This window comes from Micromonospora sp. NPDC049799, assembly GCF_040656655.1.
In the GTDB taxonomy this organism is placed as follows: domain Bacteria; phylum Actinomycetota; class Actinomycetes; order Mycobacteriales; family Micromonosporaceae; genus Micromonospora.
The window spans coordinates 1-23,867 of the sequence record NZ_JBFAMU010000029.1; the positions used below are offsets into that span (position 1 = coordinate 1).

General features: G+C 73.2%; 21 protein-coding genes and 2 pseudogenes. 14 read left to right on the forward strand and 9 right to left on the reverse strand.

Translation table 11 applies throughout. From position 1 onward, the window contains the following. Together AB0I76_RS04705 and AB0I76_RS04710 are read right to left on the reverse strand one after the other, a co-directional pair. Window positions 1–1,313 (reverse strand): zinc ribbon domain-containing protein (locus tag AB0I76_RS04705; RefSeq protein ID WP_357029933.1); only part of this gene is annotated, 1,313 nt, incomplete at its 3' end. A gap of 170 nt (window positions 1,314–1,483) precedes the next feature. Next, entirely contained in the window at window positions 1,484–2,911 is a 1,428-nt protein-coding gene (locus AB0I76_RS04710) for a UDP-glucose/GDP-mannose dehydrogenase family protein (RefSeq protein ID WP_357029935.1), read from the reverse strand. Window positions 2,912–3,163: 252 nt separating this feature from the next. Here AB0I76_RS04710 and AB0I76_RS04715 point away from each other — a divergent pair, with 252 nt between their 5' ends. After that, window positions 3,164–4,327: an acyl-CoA dehydrogenase family protein gene (locus AB0I76_RS04715; RefSeq protein WP_357029937.1), complete on the forward strand. Its 1,164-nt coding sequence runs from the start codon at window positions 3,164–3,166 to the stop codon at window positions 4,325–4,327. A 91-nt stretch (window positions 4,328–4,418) separates the two neighbouring features. On the opposite strand, the gene AB0I76_RS04720 is transcribed toward AB0I76_RS04715, so the two are convergent. Then, on the reverse strand, window positions 4,419–5,075 hold the full coding sequence (locus AB0I76_RS04720) for a hypothetical protein (protein ID WP_357029939.1): 657 nt from the start codon (window positions 5,073–5,075) through the stop codon (window positions 4,419–4,421). Window positions 5,076–5,098: 23 nt separating this feature from the next. On the opposite strand from AB0I76_RS04720, the gene AB0I76_RS04725 reads away from it, so the two are divergent. Together AB0I76_RS04725 and AB0I76_RS04730 are read left to right on the forward strand one after the other, a co-directional pair. After that, a complete protein-coding gene (locus AB0I76_RS04725) occupies window positions 5,099–5,617 on the forward strand; it encodes a hotdog domain-containing protein (protein WP_357029941.1) in 519 nt (172 codons plus the stop codon). Window positions 5,618–5,762: 145 nt separating this feature from the next. Next, entirely contained in the window at window positions 5,763–7,751 is a 1,989-nt protein-coding gene (locus AB0I76_RS04730) for an acetoacetate--CoA ligase (RefSeq protein ID WP_357029943.1), read from the forward strand. A 229-nt stretch (window positions 7,752–7,980) separates the two neighbouring features. Here the strand turns inward: AB0I76_RS04730 and AB0I76_RS04735 are convergent, their stop codons facing one another. Continuing rightward, window positions 7,981–8,661 carry a TIGR03089 family protein gene (locus AB0I76_RS04735; protein ID WP_357029945.1) on the reverse strand — a complete coding sequence of 227 codons (681 nt, stop codon included), beginning with the start codon at window positions 8,659–8,661 and terminating at the stop codon, window positions 7,981–7,983. Window positions 8,662–8,813: 152 nt separating this feature from the next. Here AB0I76_RS04735 and AB0I76_RS04740 point away from each other — a divergent pair, with 152 nt between their 5' ends. Both AB0I76_RS04740 and AB0I76_RS04745 read left to right on the forward strand, forming a co-directional pair. Continuing rightward, window positions 8,814–9,959 carry a glycosyltransferase family 1 protein gene (locus AB0I76_RS04740; RefSeq protein WP_357029947.1) on the forward strand — a complete coding sequence of 382 codons (1,146 nt, stop codon included), beginning with the start codon at window positions 8,814–8,816 and terminating at the stop codon, window positions 9,957–9,959. Between the two features lie 59 nt (window positions 9,960–10,018). Continuing rightward, window positions 10,019–11,110, forward strand: coding sequence for a sugar phosphate nucleotidyltransferase (locus AB0I76_RS04745; RefSeq protein ID WP_357029949.1), 1,092 nt, complete (start codon window positions 10,019–10,021; stop codon window positions 11,108–11,110). Here the strand turns inward: AB0I76_RS04745 and AB0I76_RS04750 are convergent. After that, entirely contained in the window at window positions 11,079–11,633 is a 555-nt protein-coding gene (locus AB0I76_RS04750; protein ID WP_357029970.1) for an NUDIX domain-containing protein, read from the reverse strand. The genes AB0I76_RS04745 and AB0I76_RS04750 overlap by 32 nt on opposite strands. Before the next feature lie 108 nt (window positions 11,634–11,741). On the opposite strand from AB0I76_RS04750, the gene AB0I76_RS04755 reads away from it, so the two are divergent. Continuing rightward, window positions 11,742–12,776 carry a hypothetical protein gene (locus AB0I76_RS04755; RefSeq protein ID WP_357029951.1) on the forward strand — a complete coding sequence of 345 codons (1,035 nt, stop codon included), beginning with the start codon at window positions 11,742–11,744 and terminating at the stop codon, window positions 12,774–12,776. 280 nt (window positions 12,777–13,056) lie between these two features. Continuing rightward, window positions 13,057–14,052 carry a helix-turn-helix domain-containing protein gene (locus AB0I76_RS04760; RefSeq protein WP_357029953.1) on the forward strand — a complete coding sequence of 332 codons (996 nt, stop codon included), beginning with the start codon at window positions 13,057–13,059 and terminating at the stop codon, window positions 14,050–14,052. Window positions 14,053–14,070: 18 nt separating this feature from the next. Here AB0I76_RS04760 and AB0I76_RS04765 read toward each other — a convergent pair whose 3' ends face one another. Beyond that, window positions 14,071–15,159, reverse strand: coding sequence for a coenzyme F420-0:L-glutamate ligase (locus AB0I76_RS04765; RefSeq protein ID WP_357029955.1), 1,089 nt, complete (start codon window positions 15,157–15,159; stop codon window positions 14,071–14,073). Further along, window positions 15,156–16,157 carry a 2-phospho-L-lactate transferase gene (gene cofD / locus AB0I76_RS04770; protein ID WP_357029957.1) on the reverse strand — a complete coding sequence of 334 codons (1,002 nt, stop codon included), beginning with the start codon at window positions 16,155–16,157 and terminating at the stop codon, window positions 15,156–15,158. Before cofD ends, AB0I76_RS04765 begins: the two co-directional genes overlap by 4 nt. 98 nt (window positions 16,158–16,255) lie before the next feature. Between cofD and AB0I76_RS04775 the strand changes: the two genes are divergently transcribed. The 6 genes from AB0I76_RS04775 (at window position 16,256) to AB0I76_RS04800 (ending at window position 22,710) form a co-directional block, all read left to right on the forward strand. Next, window positions 16,256–17,122, forward strand: coding sequence for a hypothetical protein (locus tag AB0I76_RS04775; protein ID WP_357029959.1), 867 nt, complete (start codon window positions 16,256–16,258; stop codon window positions 17,120–17,122). A 72-nt stretch (window positions 17,123–17,194) separates the two neighbouring features. Further along, window positions 17,195–19,705, forward strand: a complete 2,511-nt coding sequence (locus tag AB0I76_RS04780) for a bifunctional FO biosynthesis protein CofGH (protein ID WP_357029961.1) — start codon at window positions 17,195–17,197, stop codon at window positions 19,703–19,705. Window positions 19,706–19,863: 158 nt separating this feature from the next. Continuing rightward, window positions 19,864–20,142 (forward strand): hypothetical protein, encoded by a 279-nt coding sequence (locus tag AB0I76_RS04785; protein WP_357029963.1) that lies wholly within the window; start codon window positions 19,864–19,866, stop codon window positions 20,140–20,142. 93 nt (window positions 20,143–20,235) lie between these two features. Then, window positions 20,236–21,630: a DUF4331 domain-containing protein gene (locus AB0I76_RS04790; RefSeq protein ID WP_357029965.1), complete on the forward strand. Its 1,395-nt coding sequence runs from the start codon at window positions 20,236–20,238 to the stop codon at window positions 21,628–21,630. A 17-nt stretch (window positions 21,631–21,647) separates the two neighbouring features. Further along, window positions 21,648–21,983 (forward strand): phospholipase, encoded by a 336-nt coding sequence (locus tag AB0I76_RS04795; RefSeq protein ID WP_357029967.1) that lies wholly within the window; start codon window positions 21,648–21,650, stop codon window positions 21,981–21,983. A 469-nt stretch (window positions 21,984–22,452) separates the two neighbouring features. Further along, window positions 22,453–22,710 carry a WhiB family transcriptional regulator gene (locus tag AB0I76_RS04800; RefSeq protein ID WP_007455784.1) on the forward strand — a complete coding sequence of 86 codons (258 nt, stop codon included), beginning with the start codon at window positions 22,453–22,455 and terminating at the stop codon, window positions 22,708–22,710. 85 nt (window positions 22,711–22,795) lie between these two features. Here AB0I76_RS04800 and AB0I76_RS04805 read toward each other — a convergent pair whose 3' ends face one another. After that, window positions 22,796–23,245 (reverse strand): metallopeptidase family protein, encoded by a 450-nt coding sequence (locus AB0I76_RS04805; RefSeq protein WP_120729946.1) that lies wholly within the window; start codon window positions 23,243–23,245, stop codon window positions 22,796–22,798. 155 nt (window positions 23,246–23,400) lie between these two features. Here AB0I76_RS04805 and AB0I76_RS04810 point away from each other — a divergent pair. Then, window positions 23,401–23,766, forward strand: a pseudogene (locus tag AB0I76_RS04810) (DUF3499 domain-containing protein); the annotation flags it as partial. Between the two features lie 29 nt (window positions 23,767–23,795). Here the strand turns inward: AB0I76_RS04810 and AB0I76_RS04815 are convergent. Beyond that, window positions 23,796–23,864: pseudogene (locus tag AB0I76_RS04815) on the reverse strand (hypothetical protein); the annotation flags it as partial. Window positions 23,865–23,867: the final 3 nt, after the last annotated feature.

A 23,867-nucleotide genomic window follows, 5' to 3' on the forward strand; every position in this document is an offset into this window, starting at 1 on the left:
CCCAGCGCCCCGGCCAGGCCCACGGCGGCGGCCAGCACCAGCACCGTGCCGGCACCGGTCGCGCCCGGCACGGTGGTCGCCCGCAGCAGCGCGGAGACGGCGTACGCGAGGGCGAGCGCCACCGCCACCCCGTGCAGCGAGATGGTCAGCTCGGCGAGCCACGGCACCGGCCGGACGGCGGGCGACATCTCCTCCCCGGTGGTGCCGGCGAGGACCTCGCCGGACTCCTCCGGAGCGGCCTCCGGCCGATCCCCTCCCCGTCGCTGCCGCGGCGCGGTCGTCGATCCGGCGGCCCCGTCCGGCCCGGCGGGTGGTACCGGGGCGCTGGACGTGTCCGCACCCTCCGGCGCCGCCGGAACGTCCCCGCGCACCGGCCGTTCCTCGGTGACCGGCGACCGGGCCAGCCACAGGTCCAGTACGGCGACCGCGGTCAGCACCAGCGCCCAACCGCCCGGGCCGCTCAGCCGGTCGTACGCCAGCAGCGGCAGCACCGGCTGGGCGGCGAGCACGGCCGCGAAGCGGGGTGCGCGCAGGCCGGTCCAGAGGGCGTACCCGAAGGACACGCCGGCGGTGACCGCGAAGATCATGCTGGCGAAGACGGCGCCCGACGCGCCGCCCCCGCCGATCGTGTCCACGGCCCAGAGCGCGTACCCCGCCAGCGGCACCAGTAGCAGGCCGACGGCGGAGATCGTCTCGGCGGTGGAGGTCAGACCGCGCCGGGCCAGCACCGGCGGGACGAGCAGGAGCAGGGCCGTGGCGAGCAGCAGGATGCCCAGTCGGGCCAGCGCGTCCATCGAGCTGGTGGCCACCGCGGCGAAGACCACCGCGGCGACGCCGAGGAGCAGCGCGCCGAGGCCGAGCGGGATGTTCTGCACCTCCCGCGAGGACGCCTCCGGCGGGTGCTCCGGGTCGTCCGCGGTCAGCCAGGTGGCGGTCTGGGACGGCGGCGGGGGCGGGTCGTCCGGGCCGGGAGTGGTGCCCTGTCGGGGAACCCGGGGCGGGGCGCCGGTGGTGGCCGTCGGCGGGCGCCGGCCGGGCCGGCGGCGCAGTACGCGGCGCGGGCGGGTGGCCTGCTTGACGCGTTCCTCACCGGCGTGCGCGAGGATGTCCCGCTGGAACAGGGCGGCCTGCATCTTGACGGCGAGCTGACGCTGCTCGCTGGCGATGGCGGCCTCCCGGGCCTTCATCTCCGCGATCGAGCGCTCGATCTCCGCCAGGTGTTCCAGCCACTGCGGCTGGTGGGCACCGCAGTGCGGGCAGTTGGCGGCCGGCTTGATCTCCCGGCCGCACGAGGAGCACTTGAACGTCGCCACGACTGCCCTCCACCCGCACTGTGGACTCCCACTGTCGCAGCATGCCCAATACGGGCGCGGATTTCGACAGTTGTCGGCGGGTCCGGCGCAAAGATCGCCGGCGCGTACGGCGAACGACCGGTCGCGGAGGGTGCTCCGCGGCCGGCCGTTCGTCCGTCAGGGGTGCGCGATCAGGGGCGGCCCATGCCGCGGTACTCCCAGCCGGCCTGCGTCCACAGTGCCGAGTCGAGGCAGTTGCGGCCGTCGACCACCTTGCGGCCGGCGGCCAGCTCGCCGAGGGCGACGGGGTCGGCGTTGCGGAAGTCGGCCCACTCGGTGAGCACGCAGACCAGGTCCGCCCCGGTGACCGCCTCGTTGATCCCCGGCTCGTAGGTCAGCTCGGGTGCCACCGCGCGGGCCCGCTCCATGCCCTGCGGGTCGTAGACGTGCACGTCGGCGCCGGCCTTGCGCAGCAGCGCGGCGACGGCGAGCGCGGGCGCGTCGCGTACGTCGTCGGTGTTGGGCTTGAAGGTCGCACCCAGGACCGCGATGCGGGTGCCGGAGAGGTCCGGGCCGGCGGGCCCGGACCGGCGGCCGAGCAGCTCCGCGGCGAGCTGGACCACCCGGGTCCGGCGGCGCAGGTTGATCAGGTCGACCTCGTGCAGGAAGCGCAGCGCCTCGCCGGCGCCCAGCTCCTGCGCCCGGGCCTGGAACGCCCGGATGTCCTTCGGCAGGCAGGCGCCGCCGAAGCCGAGCCCGGCCTGGAGGAACCGGTTGCCGATGCGCGGGTCGAAGCCGATCGCGCGGGCCAGGTGGGTGACGTCGCCGCCGGAGGCCTCGCAGACCTCGGCCATCGCGTTGATGAAGGAGATCTTGGTGGCGAGGAAGGCGTTCGCGGCGACCTTGACCAGCTCGGCGGTGGCGAAGTCGGTGACCACCAGCGGGACCTCGCGGTCCTCGGTGGCGGCCAGGTCGAAGACGCCCTTGTGGGCGGCGTAGAGCATGCCGTTGGCCCACTCGCTCTTGACGCCCACCACGATCCGGTTGGGGCGCAGCACGTCGTCGACGGCGAAGCCCTCCTGGAGGAACTCCGGGCTCCACGCCACCTCGACGCCCAGGTCGGCCGGGGTGTGCTTGCTGACCAGCTGCTCCACCCACTCGGCGGTGCCGACCGGCACGGTCGACTTGCCCACGATGAGGGCCTTGCGGTTCAGGTGCTGGGCGAGGCTGGTGACGGACGCCTCGACGTACGACAGGTCGGCGCCCATGCCGTCGGCCCGCTGCGGGGTGCCGACACAGATGAAGTGCACGTCGCCGAAGTCGGCGGTCTCGGCGATGTCGGTGCTGAAGCGCAGCCGGCCGGCGGCCAGATTGCGCTTGAGCAGCTCGTCCAGGCCCGGCTCGTGGATCGGCACCTCGCCCGCGTTCAGCATGGCGATCTTCTCGGCGTCCACGTCGAAACCGAGCACCTCGTAGCCCAGCTCCGCGTAGCAGATGGCGTACGTCGCGCCGAGGTAGCCGGTACCCAGGAAGGTCACCCGGGGGCGGGCGGCACCCGAGGGGGGCGTCACCGCCGCGATGGCGGGCGTCGGCTGGGTGTTCGGGTACGGGATCGTCACGCCTGTCTTCTCCGCTCGCACTGGCGACCACAACTTCGTGTCGCATTCTGCTGCGGCGCCTGAGGGGGCACCGGTGTGGGGTGGTGGTGCTTCTTCAGATGGTCACCGAGCGGCCTCGGCGGTCGGTCGATCCCCGGGCCTACGCGGCGGTAACATCGCCTGAACGGTGGTCGCTATCCTTCAGTCTGCGCGGTCGGCGGTCAGTTCACGCTACAGACCTGCGCATGATAGCGGTGAAGGGGAGGGGCCGACATGGCCGCAGAGCAGTCGTTCGACGTCTACCGGTTGCCCGAGGAGCACGAGGCGATCCGGGAGGCGGTCCGTGAGGTCTGTGCGGCGAAGGTGGCTCCGCACGCCGCCGAGGCGGACGAGACCGGTGAGTTCCCGAAGGCGTCGTACGACGCCCTGCGGGCCGCCGACTTCCACGCCCCACACATCCCCGTCGAGTACGGGGGCGCGGGCGCGGACGCCCTGGCCACGGCCATCGTGATCGAGGAGGTGGCGCGCGCCTGCGCCTCGTCCTCGCTGATCCCGGCGGTCAACAAGCTCGGCACCATGCCGCTGCTGCTGGCCGGTTCGGAGGAGCTGAAGCGTAAGTACCTGACCCAGGTGGCCTCGGGTGACGCGATGTTCTCGTACTGCCTGTCCGAGCCGGAGGCGGGCAGCGACGCGGCGTCGATGACGACCCGCGCGGTCCGTGACGGTGACCACTGGGTGCTCAACGGCGTGAAGCGCTGGATCACCAACGCCGGGGTGTCCGAGTTTTACACCGTCTTCGCCGTGACCGACCCGTCCGCGCGGTCCCGGGGCATCTCCGCCTTCGTGGTCGAGAAGTCCGACGCTGGGGTCAGCTTCGGCGCGCCGGAGAAGAAGCTCGGCATCAAGGGCTCGCCCACCCGCGAGGTCTACCTCGACAACGTCCGGATCCCGGCGGACCGGATGATCGGCGCGGAGGGCACCGGCTTCGCCACCGCGATGCAGACCCTGGACCACACCCGGGTCACCATCGCCGCGCAGGCTGTCGGCATCGCGCAGGGCGCGCTCGACTACGCGAAGACGTACGTGCAGGAGCGCCGGCAGTTCGGCAAGGCCGTCGCCGAGTTCCAGGGCATCCAGTTCATGCTCGCCGACATGGGCATGAAGCTGGAGGCGGCGCGGCAGCTGACATACGCGGCGGCCGGCAAGTCCGAGCGCGGCGACGCCGACCTGACCTACTTCGGCGCGGCGGCCAAGTGCTACGCCTCGGACGCCGCCATGGAGATCACCACCGACGCGGTGCAGCTGCTCGGCGGTTACGGCTACACCCGGGACTACCCGGTCGAGCGGATGATGCGGGACGCCAAGATCACGCAGATCTACGAGGGCACCAACCAGGTGCAGCGGATCGTCATGGCCCGCCAGCTGCTCAAGGGCTGACCCGCTCGGGGGCGGGCCGGTCTCCCGGCCCGCCCATGCGGATGAGGGCGTGTTTCATAAGGGCGGTCGGTCAGTTCTTGTGTGACGCGCCCTAACGAATCCCGGTGGTGTCCTCCGGTCGGTGCGGGCTGCGCGGCGGCGCCGACCAGGGTGATTCGTTGCCGCTGCGCCGCGGCAGCGGCTCGGTCGGGGTCGGGTCCGGGTAACCCAGGGTCAGCGGAGTGTTGTCCCGCTCGGTCTGGTCCGCCGGCGGCCAGTCGGTGAGGGTGAAGTCCTGCCGCTCCGGGCCGGTGGCCGAGGTCAGCTCCGCCTCGGTCACCGGCCGGGGCCACCGCCGCCAGCGCTGCCCGCTGACCGTGGCCATCAGCAGCATCACGCCGATCAGGAACAGCGTGCCGTTCTCGACCGGCAGGCGCAGGGGCAGCGGGTCCCCGAGCACCTCCCAGCCGTCCGGGATGCGGTCGCGCGTGTCGAACGGCGCGACGAACATCCCCACGTACGGGGTGACGAGCAACAGCCCGGCGGCCAGCGGGCCGACCGGCGAGGTGCGCAGTGTGCCGATCAGGCCGAGCAGGATGCCGCCGACGGCGAGCCACACGGCCGGCTCGATCAGGTTCGCAGAGTTGTACTTTCCGATCTCCACCCATCGGTCGACGGTCCGGGTCGACCCGTCCTGCCCGAGGGTGACCAGCACCCACGTGACGGGTGCCACCACCACACCGGCGAGGAAGCTCCAGAGATGACGCATCCGGGCACCGTACCGTTTCCGGCATGACCGAGCACCCCTCGACCACACCGCCGGGCAAGCCGACCGCGTACTCCCGGGTGACGCTGAGCCGCATCATGACCGCCGTCGACGTCAACCTCTACGGCACAGTGCACGGTGGGGTGCTGATGAAGTTCGTCGACGACGTGGCGGGTGCGGCGGCGGCCCGGCACAGCGGGGGCACGGCGGTCACCGCGGCGATCGACGAGATCGTCTTCTCCGAGGCGGTCCGGGTCGGCGACCTGGTGCACGCGCACGCCCAGGTGAACTGGACCGGGCAGACCTCGATGGAGGTGGGGGTGCGGGTGGTGGCCGAACGCTGGGACTCGGCCGAGACCGAGCCGGTGCGGGTGGCCACCGCGTACCTGGTCTTCGTCGGCGTCGACGTGGGCGGCGCCCCGCGGATGATCCGGCCGGTGCTGCCGGAGACCCCGGAGGACGAACGACGCTTCCGGGAGGCGGAGATCCGCCGCGCCCACCGGCTCGCCCGTCGCCGCGCCATCCAGGCGCACCGGGCCGGCTGAGCCCACACAGGTCGGCGAGCGGGCATGTGGACCGCGCACGCCCCCTGGTCGGCACCCGGTGCGGAGAATGGCGCTTCGAGGTAGGGCAAGATGGCGCCACGGCCCATGCACAGTGTGGTGACGGGGCGCGAGGGAGGGTGGAGCAGTGGGTGACGTGCTGTGGACGCCGCCGGCGGACGTACTCCAGCGGTCGCGGATCGGTGACTACCTGGGCTGGTTGCGGGAGCACCGGGGGCTGGACTTCGCCGACTACGACGAGCTGTGGCGCTGGTCGGTCACCGACCTCGACGCGTTCTGGCGCTCGATCTGGGACCACTTCGACGTGGTGGCGCACACGCCGCCCACGGCCACGCTGGCCGACCGCGGCATGCCCGGTGCCCGCTGGTTCCCCGGCGCCACCCTCAACTACGCGGAGAACGTGCTGCGGATGCCGGGCCGCGCCGACGACGACCCGGTGGTGATCGCGCACGGCCAGACCCGCCCCCCGGTCACCCTCACCGCCGCCGAGCTGCGGGAGCAGGTCCGCCGGGTGGCGGCCGGTCTGCGCCGGCTGGGCGTCACCGCCGGCGACCGGGTGGCCGCGTACGCGCCGAACATTCCGGAGACGTACGTGCTGCTGCTGGCCACCAGCAGCCTGGGCGCGGTCTTCTCGTCCTGCGCGCCGGAGTTCGGCACCCGCAGCGTCACCGACCGCTGGCAGCAGATCGCGCCGAAGGTGCTGGTCGCGGTCGACGGCTACCGCTACGGCGACAAGCCGGTGGACCGCCGGGGCGAGGTGGCCGCGATCCGGGCGGCCCTGCCGTCGCTGGAGCACACCGTCGGCATCGCGTACCTGGACCCGGCCGGCCCGTCCCCCGACGGGGCGGTGGCCTGGGGCGATCTGGCCGCGGACACCGACGAGCCGCTGACCTTCACCCCGGTCGCCTTCGACCACCCGCTCTACGTGCTCTACTCCTCGGGCACCACCGGGCTGCCCAAGCCGATCGTGCACGGCCACGGCGGCATCCTGCTGGAGCACCTCAAGATGCTCGCCCTGCACCATGACCTGGGCCCGGCCGACCGGTTCTTCTGGTTCACCACGACCGGCTGGATGATGTGGAACTTCCTGGTCTCCGGTCCGGCGGTGGGCGCGACCATCGTGCTCTTCGACGGCAACCCGGGCCATCCGGACCTGGGCGCGCTGTGGCGGCTCGCGGAGGAAACCGGCACCACGTACTTCGGGACCTCCGCGCCGTTCCTGCTGGCCTGCCGCAAGGCCGGGTTGGTGCCCAGGGAGATCGCCGACCTGTCCGCGCTGCGCGGGCTCGGCTCGACCGGTGCGCCGCTGCCGGCCGAGGGCTTCACCTGGGTGTACGAGACGGTCGGTGACCGTCTCCAGCTCCAGTCGCTGTCCGGCGGCACCGACGTGTGTACCGGTTTCGTCGGCGGGGTGCCGCTGCTGCCGGTGCACGCCGGGGAGATCACCTGCCGGGCGCTGGGCGCGAAGGTGGAGGCCCGCTCCGCCGACGGCACCCCGGTCATCGGGGAGCTGGGCGAGCTGGTGATCACCGAGCCGATGCCGAGCATGCCGGTCGGGTTCTGGAACGACACCGACGGCAGCCGCTACCGGGAGGCGTACTTCGACCTGTACCCGGGCGTCTGGCGGCACGGCGACTGGATCACGATCAACTCCCGGGGCGGCTGTGTGATCACCGGCCGCTCCGACGCCACCCTGAACCGGGGCGGTGTACGGCTGGGCACCGCCGAGTTCTACTCGGTGGTGGAGGGCTTGGACGAGGTCGTCGACTCGGTCGTCGTGCACCTGGAGGACGACGAGGGTGGCGCCGGTGAGCTGCTGCTGTTCGTGGTGCTGGCGGAGGGGCTGGAGCTGGACGACGACCTGCGGCGGAAGATCTGCCGGGAGCTGCGTACCGCCCTGTCGCCGCGGCACGTCCCGGACGAGATCCACCAGGTGCGGGCGGTCCCGCGCACCCTCTCGGCGAAGAAGCTGGAGGTCCCGGTGAAGAAGATCCTGACGGGCACCCCGGTGGACTCGGCGGCGGCCAGGGGCGCGCTGGCCAACCCCGAGTCCCTCACGGCCTTCGCCACCTTCGCCCAACGCCGCACCCCGACCGACCAGCCCGCCCAAACCTGACCGACCCTCTCCCCCGTCCCCGCCCCCCGTCCCCGCCCCCCGTCCCCGCCCCGCCCCGCCTCACCCTCCGCGATCTTGCACTTTGTGCCGGTGCGAAAGGGGCACTTCGGGTCAAAGCAGCGACCGAAAGTGCAAGATCGCGGGAGCGGGAGCGGGAGTGGGAGCGGGAGCGGGAGCGGGGAGCGGGGAGCGGGAGCGGGAGCGGGAGCGGGAGTGGGGTGGGGGTGGGTCAGGTCAGGGTTCGGGTGGCTTTTTCGGTCTCGGTTCGGCTGGGGAGACGCGTCGGGTCGAGGTTGGCGCACAGGACCACCGTCGCGGCCGTGGCCAGCGGGGCCAGGAGCCAGTCTTGCGGGTCGGGATGTGCCGCCGCGTCGATCAGGACGCGGTCGCCCGGGGCGAGGCCGAGTTCGTCCGCGCGTCGCCGCGCGCGTTCCACCAGATCCTCAGCCCCGGAGGCGTACGGCGTGAAGTGGTCGCCGTGCGCGCGGACCTCCAGCACGTAGTCGGCGAAGCCCGGCGGCACCTGCCGCATGGGCAGCGCGAACGGGTCGAGGGCGAGGGCGTACCGGTCCCCGGCCGACCAGGCCTCCGCCTGGCCCACCCGGTCGGCCGCGGCGAAGAGCACGTCCACCTCGCCCGGCCTCTCCGCCACCGTCAGCCCGGCCGACCAGCAACCGAGCAGCACCGCCGCGGTCTGCCAGTGCGGCGGGAGCAGCACGCCGGCGGTGTCGCCGGTGCCGAGGCCCAACTCGTCGACGAGCAGGTTGGCGGTCTTGGACACCCAGTTCGCCAGTGTCGCGCCGGACAGCTCGGTCCGCTCGCCGGTGGCGTCGTCGTACCAGGTCAGCAACGGTCGGGTGGGGTCGGGCGCGATCGCGTCCGCGAAGACCCGGGCAATGTTCTCGGCCATCGGCGCGAACGATACGCCTCCGCCGGCCGTAGGAGATGACAGCGACAAGTCGGCGTACCGTCGGGTCGCAGTCACCGCCCTTCGGGGGCTGCGGCGTAGGCTTGCCCAGGAGTGTTGTTCCCCACAGACCCGCCAGTTCAAGGAGTCGCCCCGTGACCGCCGGTCGCCCGCCCCGCGTGCTCATCGACGCCACGAGTGTCCCCGCCGACCGTGGCGGTGTCGGTCGATACGTCGACGGCCTGCTCGGCGCCCTCGGCAAGGTGTGCGGGTCGGGAGTGGAGCTGGCCGTGGTCAGCCTCCGCACCGACCTGGAGCGCTACACCCGGATGCTGCCGGGCGCCGAGATCATCCCCGCCCCGGCCGCCGTGGCGCACCGTCCCGCCCGGCTCGCCTGGGAGCAGACCGGCCTGCCGTTGCTCGCCCAGCAGGTCGGCGCCCAGGTGCTGCACTCGCCCTTCTACACGTGCCCGTTGCGCGCCGGATGCCCGGTCACGGTGACCGTGCACGACGCGACCTTCTTCACCGAGCCGGAGCACTACGACAAGTCTCGGCGCACCTTCTTCCGCAGTGCGATCAAGACGTCGCTGCGGAGGGCCGACCGGGTGATCGTGCCCAGCAAGGCCACCCGCGACGAGCTGATCCGGCTGCTCGACGCCGACCCGACCAAGATCGACGTGGCTTACCACGGTGTCGACCACACCGCCTTCCACGCGCCCAGCGAGGAGGAGAAGGCACGGGTACGCGCCCGGCTCGGGCTCGGCAGCTCCAGCTACGTGGCCTTCCTCGGGGCGAAGGAGCCGCGCAAGAACGTCCCCAACCTGATCCGGGGCTGGGCTCGCGCGGTGGCCGAGCGGGAGGACCCGCCGGCGCTGGTGATCGCCGGTGGCCAGGGCCACGACGACGACATCGACCGGGCGGTGGCGGAGGTCCCGTCGCACCTGCGTCTGCTGCGCCCCGGCTACCTGCGCTACGCCGACCTGCCCGGCTTCCTCGGCGGGGCGCTCGTCGCCGCGTACCCGTCCTACGGTGAGGGCTTCGGCCTGCCGATCCTCGAGGCGATGGCGTGCGCCGCCCCGGTGCTGACCACGCCCCGCCTGTCGCTGCCGGAGGTGGGCGGCGACGCGGTGGCGTACACCAGCGAGGCGCCCGACCAGATCGCGACGGACCTGGTGGCCCTGCTCGACGACGAGCAGCGCCGCCTGACCCTCGCGAAGGCCGGTTTCGACCGGGCCAAGGAGTTCACCTGGGAGTCCAGCGCCGAGGTGCACATCGCCGCCTGGACCCGGGCGCGGGCCTGAGCCGTGGCGCGGGGGATGACCCGGCCCTTCCTTTCAGGTGGGTCGGGCATGATGTGCGGGTGATTTACGCCGTCATCCCGGCGGGCGGCAGCGGCACGAGGTTGTGGCCGCTGTCCCGCGCGGGCCATCCCAAGTTCCTCCACCCGCTCACCGGCTCGGCCGCCTCGCTGCTCCAGGCGACGGTGGAGCGGTTGGGCCCGCTGACCACACCCGAGCGGACGCTGGTGGTGACCGGGGCTGCGCACGTGGCGGCGGTGGCGCGCCAGCTGACCGGGCTCCCGGAGGAGAACTTCCTGGTCGAGCCGTCGCCCCGGGACTCCTGTGCGGCGATCGCGCTCGCCGCGGCGGTCATCGCGCAGCGGGATCCGGAGGCGGTCATGGGTTCGTTCGCCGCCGACCATCTGATCGGTGACCCGGAGCGCTGGCGGGAGGTCGTGCGCGAGGCCGTCCGGGGCGCCGAACAGGGCCTGTTGATGACGGTCGGGATCACCCCGACCCGCGCCGAGACCGGCTACGGCTACCTGGAGACCGGTGAGCCGAGCGGCGGCGGCCCGCTGCGGCCCGTCGCCGAGTTCAAGGAGAAGCCGAGCGCCGACGTCGCCGAGACGTACGTCCGCTCGGGGCACCACCTGTGGAACGCCAGCATGTTCGTCTGGCGCGTGGACGTCTTCCTCGCCGAGCTGGCGCGCCAGCAGCCGGCGCTGCACGCCGGCATCGTGGCGATCGCCGCGGCGTGGGGCACCGAGGAGCAGGACGACGTGCTCGGCACGGTCTGGCCGACCCTGCCGAAGATCTCCGTCGACTACGCGGTGATGGAGGGTGCGGCGACCGCCGGCCGGGTCGCGACCGTCCCCGGCGACTTCGGCTGGAACGACGTCGGCGACTTCCACACCCTCGGTGAGGTGCTGCCCGCCGACGCCCACGGCAACGTGGTGCTCGGTGCCGACGGCAAGCCGGCCGTGCTGCTGCGGGACAGCCACGACCTGGTGGTGGTGCCGCAGTCCGGGCGGCTGGTGGCCACGATCGGGCTCCGCGACCTCATCGTGGTGGACACCCCGGACGCGCTGCTGGTGTGCCCGCGTGACCGCGCCCAGGACGTCAAGAAGATCGTCGACGAGCTCAAGGAACGGGGCGAAGAGGGGCTCGTCTGAGCGCTGCCAGGGCCGGTGGGACCAGCTTCGCGGTCCCGCCGGCCAGTGGTTCCGGCAGCCGGTCCGGCGGGAACCAGCCCAGGTCCTCGGACTCGTCGCTGGCCGCGCCGACCGCGCCGGGCGGGGCGAGGACGGCGAAGCGTACGTCGTGGTGGAACGAGCCGCCCTGGCAGCCCACCGCGTGGATGTCGACGTCGATCGGCACCGGGTCGATCCGCAGGCCGTCGATCCCGGACTCCTCGGTCGCCTCACGCAGGGCGGCGGCGGCCAGCGTACGGTCGGTCGGCTCGCAGTGCCCGCCGAGTTGCACCCACCGGTGGAACTTACCGTGCAGGCACAGCAGCACCCGGGTGCCGGTCACGTCGAGGACCAGCGCGCTGGCGGTGACGTGGCCGGCGCGGTGCTCCCGGCTCATCGCCACCGGCCCGGCGGCCAGCAACTCCAGCGTGCGGTCGCGGGCGGTTGCCGACTCCGGCGAGGTGGGCGTCCAGCCGCTCAGCACGGCGAGGGCGTCGGCGTGCAGTCCGGCGTTGAGAAGGGGCCCTTCTACAACCCGAGGCGTTAACGGGGGGCCCTTCCTTTCGTCTGGCACGCGGATACTGTACGTGCGGCCCGTTCGTAGGCTGGGCGGGTGACTCTGCGACTGCTCGAATTCGTGGTGGCCGGCAACGAGGCCAGCGATCTGCTGCCGGTGCGGTCGGCGGCGCTGTTGCGCGCGTACGGCGCCCGGCGCGGTTTCTGGACGGTGCTGGACGAGGGGCCGGTCGAGCACTGCCTCGCCCTGCTGCTCGAGCAGGACGACGACCGGTGGGTCGCCCACCACGTCGACGCCGACGCCGGAGCGGAGAACGGCCGGACCGAGGACGGCGAGGCGCTCGCCCACCACGACGGCTGGGTGTACGTCTTCGGTTCCCACTTCGGCTCCAAGGCCGGACCACTGCGCCCGCGCCGTGCCTTCGTCGCCCGGTTCTCCGAGGACGACGCCGCGACCGGCCGCGTGCCGGTGCAGGTGGTGCGCAACCGGTTCCGGGTGCACCGGGCGGTCAACGACGCCCTGCTGAAGGCTCCGTTCACGCCGCTGCCGCCGGGCGACCGGGTCCGGGCGCGGTTCGTCGGCGAGACCGTCGCCCGGGGCGCCGCCCGGTCCAAGGGCTGGGTGAGCAGGCTGGTCCTCGACGACCTGCCGCTGAACATCGAGGCGGCGACGTTCACGCCGGCCGGCACGGTCCTGCTCGGGCTGCGGTTCCCGGTCACGGCCGACGGCGAGCCGATCCTCGTGGAGCTGGCCGGGGTGCCGGGCATGTTCGACGCCACGCCGGTCTGGCCGGACGCGCTGGGGGCGTACGTCCTGACCGGGGTGACCCCGCCGGGTGTGCTGGCCGGCCTCCGCGCGGTGACCCCCACCGCGGACGGCGGGTACGCGGCGATCGTGGGCTCGATCGACGCGCTGGGCAAGGGGTCGGTGCTGCTGGAGGACCACCCGGCCGGCGGGGACGTCACGTCCCGGCACGTGCGCTTCCCGGCGCCCGGCGCGGGGCACCTCGTCCGGGGTGAGCTGGTGGCCGACCTGGCCCCGTTCCACCACGTGGAGGGCCTGGCGGAGCTGGACGGAAGCTGCTTCTACGTCACCGACGAGGACCACCGGGTGGCGCTCTGGGTGGGCTGAGCCGGGCCGGCGCGGACCGGCGACCGGGTGGCACCTCCGCGGAAGAGAAGCCGCAGACCCTCGTGGTGCCACCCGGACGCCGATCCTCCCCGCCCCCCGGGGCCCCCTCGGGGCCGGACGCTGGTGCGGCGTCGGTCCCGGTGGCCAGGGGAAGCATGCCGAGTTGGGCCCAGGGGCGTCGAGGTCTTTCAGTCCACGCTTAAAGATGGAGGTACGTAACCCCCGGTACAGTCGAACGGCCGTCGGGCATCCCCCTCTGCCCGTGGCACGGGAGTGCTCCATGCTGAAGATCCATTTTTCCGGTGAGGACATTCTCCGGACCCGGGTGGCGCCGGCGCCGGATCCGGTCTGGGAACTGGTCCTCAGCCTGCACCTGCTGCCGGGGCGCAGTCGGGACCCGCTGCTGGCGGGGTGGCGACGCGGTGTGACCCGTGGCCTGCGCAGCCAGAGCCGCTCCACGGGCCTGCGCCTGCTGATGGCCCTGAACCCGCCCCGCGGCTACTTTCCCGACTTCCTCACCCCGCACGAGAGCGTCGCGGGCTTCGAGGCCGGCTTGGAGGCCGTCCGCAGCACCCCCGTGTCGCTCCTGCGCCGGGACCTGTCCCTGCTCGCCGCTGGTGGCGGCCTGCCGGACGCCGCCGGGTCGCTGTTCCGGGGGGAGCCCGGCGCGCTGCGCTCGCTGACCGAGGCCATGACGGAGTACCACGCGCTGGCGGTCGGCCCGTACTGGGATCGCATCCAGGCGGCGGTGGGGGCCGACCGGGCCCGGCGCTCCCGCGCCCTGCTCGACGGCGGTGTCGAGGGGCTGCTCGCCAGCCTGCGGCCGACCGTGCGCTGGGAGTCGGGCGTGCTCGAGGTCCACGACTACCCGCGCAGCCGCGAGCTGCACCTGGACGGGCGGGGACTGCTGCTGGTGCCGTCGTTCTTCTGCGCCCGTACGCCGGTGGCGCTGCTCGACCCGGCGCTGCCCCCGGTCCTGGTCTACCCGGTCGACCGGCTGGGTGGCCTGACCCCCTCGACCGACGGTCGGCCCGCCGCGCCGCCCGGCCGGGAGGCGCTCGCGGCACTGGTCGGACGCACGCGGGCGGCCGTGCTGGAGGCGAGCGAGGAGGGCTGCACCACCGGTGAGATCGCCCGCCGGCTGCACATCTCGGCGGCGGCGGCCAGCCAGCACGCCACCGTGCTCCGCAACGCCGGCCTGCTGGTCAGCCATCGTGACCGCAACACGATCCTGCACACCCTGACCCCGCTGGGCCGGGCGGTCCTCGACGCCTGACGGCCCCGTTCCGCCCGCTCAGAGGGCCAGCGCGGCGACGGCGGTGGTGCCCGGCGGCGGGGGGAGGAGAACGGAGGGGAAGCCCTCGGCGGCCAGGGCGGTCCGCAGGCGGTGCACGTCGGCGCCGAACCGGACCAGGTCGAACGGCTCGACCGGTGTGGCCGGCGAGCCCAGGACCAGGGTCGTGGCCTCCGCCGGCCAGCCCGGCACGGTGTCGACCAGTGCGGCGCGTACGCCCTCGTCGGCGACCAGGGCGAAGACCGTGCCGGGGGCGACCGCCCGGCTCACCGCGGCGATCGCCCGGGTGACCGCCTCCGGGTCCGGTCGGACGCCGACGGGTCCCTCGGGCAGGGTGGCGGCGGCGTTCAGCCCGGCGGCCCTCGCCTCGGCGGTGCCGAAGGAGAACAGGTCCAGCTCCGCGTCGCGGACCAGCACCCGCGCGCCCGGCCCGTCGTCCGGCCGGGTCGCCCGCAGGTAGCCCCGGACCACCGCGACCGGCACCTGGTCACACTTGCCCTTGATCAGCTCACCGGCGGCGGCCAGCTCGTCGACCACGGCCATCTGGGTCAGCTCGAGCTCGTTGCCGTACGGGTCGATCTCACCCCGGTGGTCACGGATGGCGTCCATCCCGGCCACCCCGAGCGCCACGTCGGTGAGCCCGTTACGCCAGGGCCGGCCCATGGTGTCGCTGACGATCACCGCCACGTCCACGCCGAAGCGCTCCCGCAGGTCGGCGCGCAGCGCCCGCGCCGACGCGTCCGGATCCTCCGGAAGCAGCACCAGCCGGGTCTTGTCCACGTTCGACGCGTCGATGCCGGCGGACGCCATCACGAACCCGTGGCGGGTCTGCACGATGCGGGTCGCGCCCCGGGTGGCCACCACCCGGGTGGTCTCGGCGGCCAGCACCTCGTCCCGTGCGGCGAGCCGCTCCGGCCCGTCGGCGGGCACGTCGACCAGCCGTCCCTCCGCCTTCGAGACGATCTTGCTGGTGACCACCAGCACGTCGCCGTCGCGCAGCCACGGCGCGGCACCGGCGATCATGGCGGCCAGGTCGTCGCCCTCGGACACGTGGCCGATGCCCGGCACCGGCAGGATCTCCAGCCTCACGTCAGCTCCATCGCGGCACGGACCATCGCCACCGTCGCCGCCTCGTCGGTCATCCGCAGCGGCACCGCCCGGACGGTCACCTCGGGCACCAGCGCGCCCGCGTCCTCCTCGGCCACCAGCCAGCCGTCGAGCAGGCCGCCGGCCGGCCGGCCGCCGTAGAGCCGGCCCACACCGGCCGCGCTGCACTCGACGCCGAGCACCGACAGGCACCGGTCGGCCATGCCGCGTACCGGCGCCGAACCGATGATCGGCGACACGCCCACCACCGGCGCACGGCCGTCCGCGACCGCCTCGCGCAGGCCGGGCACCGCCAGGATCGGCGCGACGCTCACCACCGGGTTGCTCGGGGCGATCAGCACCACGTCGGCCCCGGCGATCGCCTCGACCACCCCGGGCGCCGGCTTCGCCGTCTCCGCGCCGACGAAGACGAACCGGTGGGTGGGGACCTCCGCGCGGTACCGCACCCACCACTCCTGGAAGTGGATCGCCCGCTGGCCGCCGTCGAGGTCCGCTGCGCCGGCCCTGTTCGCGACTGCGGGGCTCGCAAGCTCACTCCTCCCGCTCACCACGACGTGGGTCTCCAGCCGGTCGTCGGTCGCCGGCAGCAGGCGCACGCCGGGCTGCCAGCGCGTCGCCAACGCCTCGGTGACCTGGGACAGGGGGTAACCGGCGTTGAGCATCGTGGTGCGGACCAGATGCGTGGCGATGTCCTTGTCGCCGAGGCCGAACCAGGTCGGCTCCGCCCCGTACGCGGCCAGCTCCTCCTTGACGGTCCAGCTCTCCCCGACGCGTCCCCAGCCCCGGTCCGGGTCGGCCCCACCGCCCAGGGTGTACATGACGCTGTCCAGGTCGGGGCAGACCTTGAGCCCGTGCAGGAGCAGGTCGTCGCCGACGTTCACCACGGCGGTCACCTCGGCGCCCACCTCCCGGGCGTACGCCCGGACGCCGAGCAGGAACCGGGCGCCCCCGATGCCACCCGTCAGAACCACGATGCGCATGTCGACCATCCTCGCGCACGCGTCGCCTCCGGTCCGCCGGTGGCCCGGGAGACTAGGCTCACGTCGGCAACCGTCCGCCCACGCCCGAGGGGGAGTCCGTGACCAGCCCCGACCCCGCGTCCACCGACGCGCGGCACCTGACCAGTCCGCTGCGGGAGCCCGCCGCGCTCGTGCTCCTCGGCGCGAACGCGGTCTTCCTCTTCGTCGGGCTGCTCCAGCTGCTCCTGGCCAGCCGGTACGGCACCTTCACCGGCCGGGCCGGCGCCGCCTTCTTCGCGTTCGTCGGGATCGAGGCGGTGGTGCTGCCGCTGCTGGCGGTGCTGCTGGCCACGCACGTGCGCCCGGTGGTCCCCCGGGCGAAACTGATCACCCAGGTGGCCCTCGGCGAGTACGCGGCCAGCGCCGGGCTCGGCGCACTGACCTTCCTGATCTGGACGTTCGGCCGGCTGGCCGAGGGCGAGGCGCTCGACGCCTTCCTCGGCCTGCTGGTGCGCCTCGCCTGGCTGGCGGTGCTCGCCGTGGCCGCGTGGGCGGTGTACACGATCTGGCGCACCCTCTACCACGTGCCGAAGCCCAAGCCGCAGCCCGGCGTGTACGGCCAGCCGCAGCCGGGTTGGGGAACGCCGTCCGGCTGGTCCGTCCCCGGCCAGCCCGGCGGACCGCCGGTGCCCGGCCAGCCGGGTGCCCACCCGGGTGCCGGCCAGCCCGGTGCGTACCCGCCCGGCCAGCCCGGTTGGCCGGGAAGCCAGTACGGCCAGCCCTACCCGGGCGTCCCGCAGCCCGGCCCGCAGGGCAGCCCGGTTCCGCCGTTCACCCCGCCGCCGGCCAACCCCACCCCGCCGTTCGGCCCGCCGCCGTCGGTCGATCCCACGCAGGCGATCCCGCGCCAGCCCGCCGATCCCCGCGAGGGCGAGCCCGACCGCACCCAGCGCCTCAACCCCGAGGACCCCCACCACCCCCGCTGACCCGCGGTGGGGTTTCCCACCGGGCGGGCCGGGGCGGGTCAGGTGTGGCGGGTGAGCGCTTAGGCTGGGCGGATGGTTGATCGCACCGGGCCGGGCCCGACCGAGGCGAGCGTGCGGCGGGCCCTGCGAAGGGCCGCGAGCGGGCGGGCGCTGGACGCCGACGAGGCCACCGCACTGCTGGCCGCCCGTGGTGGGGCGTTGGACGAGCTGCTGGCGGTCGCCGGTGCGGTCCGGGACGCCGGGCTGCTCGCGGCGGGGCGGCCGGGCGTGGTCACGTACTCGAAGAAGGTCTTCGTCCCGCTCACCCGGCTCTGCCGCGACCGCTGCCACTACTGCACCTTCGCGACGGTGCCGCACCGCCTACCGGCCGCGTTCCTGGAGCAGGACGAGGTCCTGGCGATCGCCCGGGCCGGCGCCGCCCAGGGCTGCAAGGAGGCGCTGTTCACGTTGGGCGACCGCCCGGAGGAGCGCTGGCCGGCGGCCCGGCGGTGGCTCGACGAGCGGGGTTACGACTCCACGCTGGACTACCTGCGCGCCTGCGCGGTCGCGGTGCTGGAGGAGACCGGGCTGCTGCCGCACCTCAACCCGGGGGTGCTCTCCTGGGCGGAGTTGCAGCGGCTCAAGCCGGTCGCGCCGAGCATGGGCATGATGCTGGAGACCACGGCGACGCGGCTGTGGTCGGAGCCGGGCGGCCCGCACTTCGGCTCGCCGGACAAGGAGCCGGCGGTCCGGCTGCGGGTGCTCGAGGACGCCGGCCGGGTGAACGTGCCGTTCACCACCGGCATCCTCATCGGCATCGGTGAGACCCCGGCCGAGCGGGTGGACGCGATCTTCGCGATCCGCCGGGCGCACCGGGAGTACGGCCACCTCCAGGAGGTGATCGTGCAGAACTTCCGCGCCAAGCCGGACACGGCGATGCGCGGCATGCCCGACGCCGAGCTGCACGACCTGGCCGCGACGGTGGCGGTGTCCCGGATCCTGCTCGGCCCGAAGGCCCGCATCCAGGCCCCGCCGAACCTGATCGAGGGCGAGTACGACCTGCTGCTGCGCGCCGGCATCGACGACTGGGGCGGTGTGTCCCCGCTGACCCCGGACCACGTGAACCCGGAGCGCCCGTGGCCGCAGCTCGACGAGCTGGCCGCGCACACCGCGGCGGCCGGGTTCACCCTGCGGGAGCGGCTCACGATCTACCCGGAGTACGTCCGGGCCGGCGAGGAGTGGCTGGACCCGCGCCTGCTGCCGCACGTCACCGCCCTGGCCGACCCGGAGACCGGGCTCGCGGTCGCCGACGCCCGCCCGATGGGCCGGCCGTGGCAGGAGCCCGACGAGGCGTACGGCGGCCGGACCGATCTGCACGCCACGATCGACACCACCGGGCGGACCGACGACCGCCGCGGCGACTTCGACCACGTCTACGGTGACTGGTCGGAGGTGGCCGGCAAGGTCAGCGCCGGGGTGAGCGCCGGTGCGGGCGACGACGACCTGCGCGCCGGGCTGCGGCTGGCGGCCAACGACCCGGCGGCGCTGCTGGAGCCCCGGCACGAGGCGGCGGCGCTGGCGCTGTTCGCCGCCGACGGACCGGCCCTGGACACGCTGTGCCGGCTCGCCGACGACGTCCGGCGGGACACCGTCGGCGACGACGTGACCTACGTGGTCAACCGCAACATCAACTTCAGCAACGTCTGCTACGTCGGCTGTCGGTTCTGTGCCTTCGCCCAGCGGGAGCGGGACGCCGACGCGTACCGGCTGTCGGTCGACCAGGTCGCCGACCGCGCCCAGGAGGCGTGGGTGGCCGGTGCGACCGAGGTCTGCCTCCAGGGCGGCATCGACCCGAAGCTGCCGGTCACCGTCTACGCCGACCTGGTCCGGACGATCAAGGCGCGGGTGCCGGACATGCACGTGCACGCCTTCTCGCCGATGGAGATCGTCACCGCCGCCGCGAAGGCCGGCGTAGGAGTGCGCGAGTGGCTGACCGGCCTGCGCGAGGCCGGCCTGGACACCATCCCGGGCACCGCCGCGGAGATCCTCGACGACGACGTGCGCTGGGTGCTCACCAAGGGCAAGCTGCCGGCCGCCGCCTGGGTCGAGGTGGTGAGCACGGCCCACGAGCTGGGCATCCGGTCCAGCTCCACCATGATGTACGGCCACGTCGACCACCCGGGCCAGTGGCTCGCCCACTACCGGGTGCTGGCCGGGGTGCAGGACCGTACCGGCGGGTTCACCGAGTTCGTGGCGCTGCCGTTCGTGCACACCAACGCCCCGATCTACCTGGCCGGGATCGCCCGCCCGGGGCCCACCTGGCGGGAGAACCGGGTGGTGCACGCGATGTCCCGGCTGCTGCTGCACGGCCGGATCGACAACATCCAGTGCTCCTGGGTGAAGCTGGGCGACGAGGGCACCGTCGCGATGCTCCAGGGCGGCTGCAACGACCTCGGCGGCACGCTGATGGAGGAGACCATCTCCCGGATGGCCGGCTCCGGCAACGGATCGGCCCGTACCGAGGAGCAGTTGGTCGCCATCGCGACGGCCGCCGGGCGTCCGGCGCGCAAGCGGACGACCGCGTACGGTCACGCCTCGGCGTAGCGTCGAACCTTTCCCCGTCGCGGGCCGTACCAGTGCGTGCCGGCGGTGGTTACGGCGAGAGCCGCCGCCGGCATCCCTCGCGGGACGGGCGAGAAGAAGCCGGCTCGGCCCGCGACCGCCATCGCGGGCGCTTCGCGCCACCGCCGGAAAGGTTGCCCATGACCAGTGATCAGCGGAAGCGGCCCTGGCCGCGACTGACCCGCCGGCAGACGTTGACCGCCGCGGCGAGCGCCACGCTCGGCGCGGCCGCCCTCACCGTGCCGGGCCTGTCCGCCGCGCAGAACGCACCGGGTGCGGCGGCCAACACCGACGACCCGATCGTCGTCCACCTGCGCGACGCCGCATCCGGGACCATGGACGTCTTCGTCGGCGCGTCCCGCATCGAGGTACGCGACCGCGGCCTGGCGGATCGGCTGCGGCGCGCCGCCCGGCGCTGACGCCACTTCCTCCCCTTTCTCCTCGCTCGGGCCGGCGGGGGCTCTCGACGCCGGTCCGAGGAACCCTCTTTCGCACAGTGAGGTGGCTCCGCCATGTCTTCGCACCGTGAGGCGCCCGAAATCGCCAAGGATCCGGTCGCCGACTCATCCGACCTGTACGCCTTCGTCAGCCCCGACCGGCCCGACACGGTCACGCTGATCGCCAACTACGTGCCGTTGCAGTTGCCGTCCGGCGGTCCGAACTTCTTCGAGTTCGGCGACGACGTGCGGTACGAGATCAATATCGACAACAACGGTGACGGACAGGCCGACGTCACCTACCGGTTCGAATTCACGACCGAGATCACGAATGCGAACAGCTTTCTTTACAACACCGGGCCCATCGACTCGCTCGACAGCAGGAACTGGAACCGCCGGCAGTTCTACAGCCTGACCCGCATCGCCGACGGCCGGGAGCACCGGCTGGCCCACAAGCTGCCCTGCCCCCCGTGCAACGTCGGGCCGCTGTCCACCCCGACGTACGCCGACCTCGTGCGGCAGGCGACGTACACGCTCTCCACGGGGGAGCGGGTCTTCGCCGGGCAGCGGGCCGACGGCTTCTTCGTGGACCTCGGCGCCATCTTCGACCTCGGTACGCTGCGGCCGTTCCAGCAGCTCCACGTGGCCGGCAAGAAGATATTCAAGGCGGAGGGCGATCCGGTCAACGCCACCGACCGGATGAACGTGCACAGCATCGCCCTCCAGGTGCCGCTGACCAAGGTGCGCCGCAAGGCCAACCGGTACGCCGTCGGCGACGCCGCCTCGGTGATCGGGGTCTGGACGACGGCGTCCCGTCGCCAGGTGCGGGTGCTCGGTGACCGGGGCGCGACCGACACCGCCGCCGGCCCCTTCACCCAGGTGTCCCGGCTGGGGAACCCGCTGTTCAACGAGGTCGTCGTGCCGATGTCCAGGAAGGACGAGTGGAACACGCTGCCGCCGTCGGAGGACAAGCGGTTCGCGAGGTTCGTGGAGCAGCCGGAGCTGGCCGCGCTGCTGCCGGTGCTCTACCCGGACGTCTTTCCCAACCTGGACAAGCTGAACAAGTCCAAGAAGGCCCGCGCCGACCTGGTGGCCATCCTGCTCACGGGCGTCCCGGAGGGCCTGATCGACGGCTTCACCAACGCCACCGGCGACATCCAGGCCGACATGCTGCGGCTGAACACCGCGATTCCGCCGACGCGCAAGCCGGACCGGTTCGGGGTGCTCGGCGGCGACCTCGCCGGCTTCCCGAACGGCCGCCGGGTCGCCGACGACGTGGTCAGCATCTCGTTGCGGGCGATCGCCGGACTGACCGTGCCGTTGATCGACCGCGCCTTCCGTCCCGATGCCGCGGCGGCGGCGGTGACGCCGGGGCTGAGCGCCGCCGACGTGACCGCGCCGTTCCTCGCCGCCTTCCCCTACCTCGGTACGCCGTACGACGGGTTCAACAACCCGCCCGCGTCGGCCTGACCCCGTCGGAGGTCGTCATGCACGCGCACGAGCACACGTACGGGCCGTCGGAGACCGGCAGTGTCGTCCTCGACATCGGTGGTGACACCGGCGCTCTGATCATCTACACCGGACGGGACCAGCACGGCCAGGAGATCGAGATCAGTCGCGACGACGAGCCGCGTACCCACTCGGCGGTGCGGGAGCGCCGCGTGCAGGACGGCACGTTCCACAGTGCCGTCTACCCGGACCTGCCCGCCGGCTTCTATACCGTCTGGTGGGACGACCGGACGCCGGCCGGCACGATCGCCGTCACCGGTGGCGTGATCGCCGAATTCGTGTGGCCGAGCAGCACGCCCCGGGGAGCCGACTGAGGTTCCCGAGTCCGCCCACGACCGCGCCCTGTCCACACTGTGGACAGGGCGCGGTCGGCGTTCCCCGCCTCGACGAGCGGTACGGCGAGAGTCGCGTTAACCTGTGGCCCACCAAGATCAACCGATCTCGGTGGGTGCTCCTCCGGGTCGTCCTCGACCCGTCACGGTACGTCGCCGGTGACCCGCCACGGGAGAAAAGCCGGGCAACTCGCCGGAGAGGGCGTTACCCGGCCGGGGTCTGAATCGATAGGGCAGGTTGCGAGGCCGGGTGGCCGGATGGCTGTCCGGGGCGTGTCGGGAGGGCGACTCCATTATCAAGTTTGGCTTGACGGCGCACGCATTACACGCGTGTAATTTGAATGGGGTTGTTCGCGCGGAACGCAACAAATCAGTACCGGACGGACAAGCACGCCTTTCGCGTGGGGGGTTGCAGCGGCGATGACGCCGGTGCGCGACAAGGAGGCAATTGATGGACGGCCAGCTTGAGGTGGCCGACCTGCTCGGAAACGCGCCGGAGTGGCAGGAGCGGGCGCTGTGCTCGCAGACCGACCCCGAGGCGTTCTTTCCCGAGAAGGGCGGCTCGACCCGCGAGGCGAAGCGCATCTGCTCGCGTTGCGAGGTCAAGACCGAATGCCTCGAATACGCTCTCGGGCACGACGAGCGGTTCGGCATCTGGGGTGGGCTCTCCGAGCGGGAGCGGCGCAAGCTCAAGCGGCGCGCCGCCTGAGCGCGGTGCCGGGCCGGGGCGGTGGGGGCCGCCCGGTCCGGGCCGATGGGGCGATCCGACGATGTGCCGCCCAGGGGGCGCCGGCTCAGGCCAGTTCGTCGGGATCGACCCCGAGCAGATTCGCGACCTGCTCGATGATCACGTCGTGGACGAGGTCGGCCAGGTCCTCGCGGTCCATGGCCCGGAACTCCAGCGGACGACGGTAGAGCACGATCCGGGGCGGCACCTCCTGCCGACCCGGCCGGCCCGGAAGCAGCCGGGCCAGCGGCACCTCGCCGTCCTCCAGCACGTCGGAGTCGTAGACGTTCAGGTCCGGCGGCACGTCCTCGACCGCGAACTCGACACCCGCCAGCTCCTTGGCGAACCGCCGCTCCAGGGTCTCGACGGTGTCCAGGACCAGGTCGTCGAAGATCTCCGCCTTGGTACGCGCCAACGGCACCGTCGCCGGCACCAGCCGCCCGCGCAGACCGCGGCCGTGCCGGTCGCGGCGTACGCGCCGACCGGAGCCGGGGCGGCGGTGTTCCGGACTTCCCATGACGGACAGGGTAGCCCCCGCGACGCCATGGCCTGCGGCAGCGCCGCCCGGTTGGCGTGCCGGGTTCCGCGGGACCGGATTTGTGATCACCGTGACGGGCGTGTCGCAACGCGAAGCGGTGCGCCGGACCCGGTAATGGAGATACCCTGCCGCACGTGAGGTCACCACGGCGCTGCTCCCGTAACGGCTGCCCCCGGCAAGCGGTCGCCACATTGACCTATGTCTACAACGAGTCGACCGCGGTCGTGGGCCCGCTGGCGGCCTTCGCCGAGCCCCACACGTACGACCTCTGCGAGCCGCACGCCCGGAGCCTGACCGCCCCGCGCGGCTGGGACGTGGTCCGCCACGAGGGCGAGTTCGAGCCCCCGCCGCCCACCACGGACGACCTGGTGGCCCTGGCCGAGGCGGTCCGCGAGGCCGCCCGCCCGGTCGCCCCCCGCCCCCCCGAGGACGACCAGCACCACCACGGCTCCCCGCAGACGGGCCGTCGCGGCCACCTCCGCGTAATCCCCCCCAACCACTGGAGGGAGAACTCCAGGCCGGCCAGGCGGCTGGAGAGCCGGGGCGAGAACGAGAGGGTGCCGTCGTGGTCGCGCAGTTCGCCGAATCCGGAGACCAGGGC